Annotated in this window: 2 protein-coding genes and 1 pseudogene; 1 reads left to right on the forward strand and 2 read right to left on the reverse strand. The window is 40.1% G+C overall.

The genetic code is table 11. The features are described from left to right. Positions 1-714: pseudogene (locus tag LC574_RS33355) on the reverse strand (trans-splicing intein-formed DNA polymerase III subunit alpha C-terminal partner DnaE-C); the annotation flags it as partial. 589 nt (positions 715-1,303) lie between these two features. On the opposite strand from LC574_RS33355, the gene LC574_RS33360 reads away from it, so the two are divergent. After that, positions 1,304-2,275 (forward strand): SGNH/GDSL hydrolase family protein, encoded by a 972-nt coding sequence (locus LC574_RS33360; RefSeq protein WP_229457867.1) that lies wholly within the window; start codon positions 1,304-1,306, stop codon positions 2,273-2,275. A 27-nt stretch (positions 2,276-2,302) separates the two neighbouring features. Here the strand turns inward: LC574_RS33360 and LC574_RS33365 are convergent. Continuing rightward, the coding region (locus tag LC574_RS33365) for a response regulator (protein WP_229457868.1) at positions 2,303-3,089 on the reverse strand (787 nt) is incomplete at its 5' end.

The following is a 3,089-nucleotide window of genomic DNA, read 5'->3' on the forward strand; positions in this document are numbered from 1 at the left end:
CGGCGGGGGTAAATCCATCACAGGTTTAGATTTGGGAGCAGTTTCAAAGGCATTATTTGCTTTTTTCTTGGGAGTAGAAGAAAATCCGTCGCCCAATAAATCTAAGAGATTTCCTTGACCACTAGCTCTGTCTTTAGCGCGAGATTGTGCCCAATCATACACTAATTCTAAGTCGTTAATTAACTGTTGACGGTTGGGTTCAATTTTGTCAAAGGCTCCACAGTAAATCAGCGATTCCAGAGTCCGGCGGTTAACAGCACGTAAATCCACGCGATCGCAAAAATCAGCCAGGGATTTAAATCCTGTCTCATTTCTCGCCTCCAAAATACAAGCGATCGCACTCTGTCCCACGTTACGCACTGCCGAAAATCCAAACAGAATCTTTCCTGCCGTTGGCGTAAAATCAACACCAGAACGATTAATATCTGGTGGATCTATGGAAATACCCATATTTGTACAGTTAGTAATATATCTCTGTACCTTATCGGTATCGCCACTGTTAGCCGTTAACAGCGCAGCCATATATTCCAATGGATAATTAGCTTTTAAATATGCTGTTTGATAAGTTACATAACCATAGGCCGTTGAATGGGATTTATTGAAACAATTGGAAGCTATTAACCCATTTTTGAGCGCAAAATTATGGTCACGATCAACCCCTATGTCATAGACATTTTGTTTTCCTAAATATTTGCGTGTGACTATTTTAATCATCCTACCTTACCCCAGAAAAAATTTTTGCCGATTGATCAAATGATGACAATTGTAATTTTTGTAATACTATAACAAAAAATTATATCACTATAAAACACTGCTATACTATTACACAAGAATAGCCAAAATATATCTAACTTTTGATAAACCATTAGATAGACTGTTAACAGCTATACAATTGCTGTTTTAAAGCTTATTAAACCGTTCCAATACATATCAATCCGCTTAGTCAGATGCCTGGAGAGTGGAGAAGAAGCAGGGGATCTCTTAGCTGGGAAAAAAAATTTTACAAGAGAAAGCAGTTCTTACTGGAGGAAAGAAGTATTAATGAAAACTTTAATTGTGGGTGTAAAATCTACTAGTATATTTCGACTACGCTCAATAACAAAAAAGATTTATGTCGATAGCGCAGCGTTAGCGAGTCAGACGCTCCTACCTCGCTAACGCAACGCTTACGAGCGTCGCGGAAAATGCCCCCCTTGTACTGAGCGCAGTCGAAGTATGCCCCCTGCCTCTGTGCCTCTATCCAATGCCCAATGCGTCAGTTACTATCGTTGAAAAGCAACTCAGTATAAGAGGGTGTAGGTAGGTGAAAGTCGCGTTGATCGTATTTTTGGTAGTGGTTGTGGGATTGTTTGTGGTAGTCGAGATCGGACTGCGATCGCTCTTTGGCTTTGGTAATCCCCTGATTTATATTGGCGATGAGCAGATTGGTTATTTATTGGCTCCTAACCAGCGTACCCGTCGTTTTGGTAATCGCATTGAAATTAATGAGTATTCCATGCGAGGTAGTCCGCTCAAGAAGACACCTGCACCTTCTGGGCTGCGAGTTTTACTGTTAGGCGATTCTATTGCTAATGGTGGCTGGTGGACAGATCAGACTAATACAATATCCACGATGATGATGCGTTCTCTGGCATCATCCACTAATGGTAATTATCAGGAAGTAGAAGTGCTGAATGCTTCAGCTAACTCTTGGGGGCCAAGGAACGAGTTAGCTTATTTACAGAAGTTTAGCAATTTCAACGCGCAAGCAGTAGTGTTATTAATTAATACCGATGATTTGTTTGCTACTGCTCCCACTTCTTTACCAGTAGGACGCGATCGCAACTATCCCGATAGTAAACCTCCCTTAGCATTGGTGGAAGTATGGCAACGTTATATCCTCAAGCAACAGCCAATTCTGGAAATGAAAGCAGTGCAAAATGAAGCAGGCGATCGCGTGGGGATTAATTTGGAGGCGATCGGCAAAATTCAAGCCCTGACTCGCCAAACCAACAGCCAATTTCTACTAGTCATGACTCCCTTACTGCGAGAAATTGGTGAACCAGGCCCCCGCGATTACGAAATTATTGCACGCCAGCGTTTGAACGATTTTACTAAAGCCCAACAAATTAACTATATAGACTTTTTACCGATATTCAATTCAATTCCCAACCCGCAAGCTTTGTATCACGACCACATTCACCTCAACTTACAAGGTAATAAATTTGTCAGTGAAGTTATGGAGCGATCGCTTTTGGAAATTCTAACGGAGATACCACTTCCTCAGAGCTACTAAATTTGTGGAGTTATTTTTTATAAAAAATTAAACAATATGTTGAAAGATGACTTTTAGTAAATCCCCTTGTGTAAAAGGCTTAGTTAAATAACCTGATGCTCTTACTATCTTAGCTTTAGCTCTATCTAGAAACCCTAGTTTTTCTGACACCATAATCACAGGCATATTTGTAAAATTTGAGTGTTTACGCAGCAAAGAACAAAGTTCATATCCATCTAAATTAGGCATTGAAATATCCAACAAAATGATGTCGGGTTTGGTGTGAACAATCTGCATTAAAGCTTTTAAAGAATCGGTGACTCCCACAACAGAAAATATTTGCTCATCTAAATAACTCTTAATAGTATTCAATACCGTAGGACTGTCATCAATACAAAAGATTGTGTAGATTTTTTTGTCAGCAGGTGGTTGGGTGATTCGCTGACCCCTATGTTCATTGGTATTAATAGAGTAGGTTGGTGGCTTATAGCCGTTTGTTGTAGACGAGTTTGGTGTACTTTTGCTTTTAGGTTTTAGCTCATTTATTTTGAACAATTCTGAAGGGTCTGATTGAGAAGTTGGCGATGTCTGACGATAACCCGCTTCCCTTCGGGGTGTTTGACATCGTTCAACGAGTAAGCGGAGATTCAGATGACAAAACTTTGGCATGTCATCCAGAAAGCTTTCAGGAATAAATTCATAACTTCCCTCGTCTAAGTTCAGAAATGACTCCAGAACTTCTAGAGCCAATTGCTCTATCAGTATCGGCGCATGAGAGGGTCTGATATATTTCTGATTAACTAAACAACAAATAGCCATATAATCTGGGTTCGGT

Source organism: Nostoc sp. CHAB 5715 (genome assembly GCF_020829685.1).
Lineage (GTDB): Bacteria > Cyanobacteriota > Cyanobacteriia > Cyanobacteriales > Nostocaceae > Nostoc.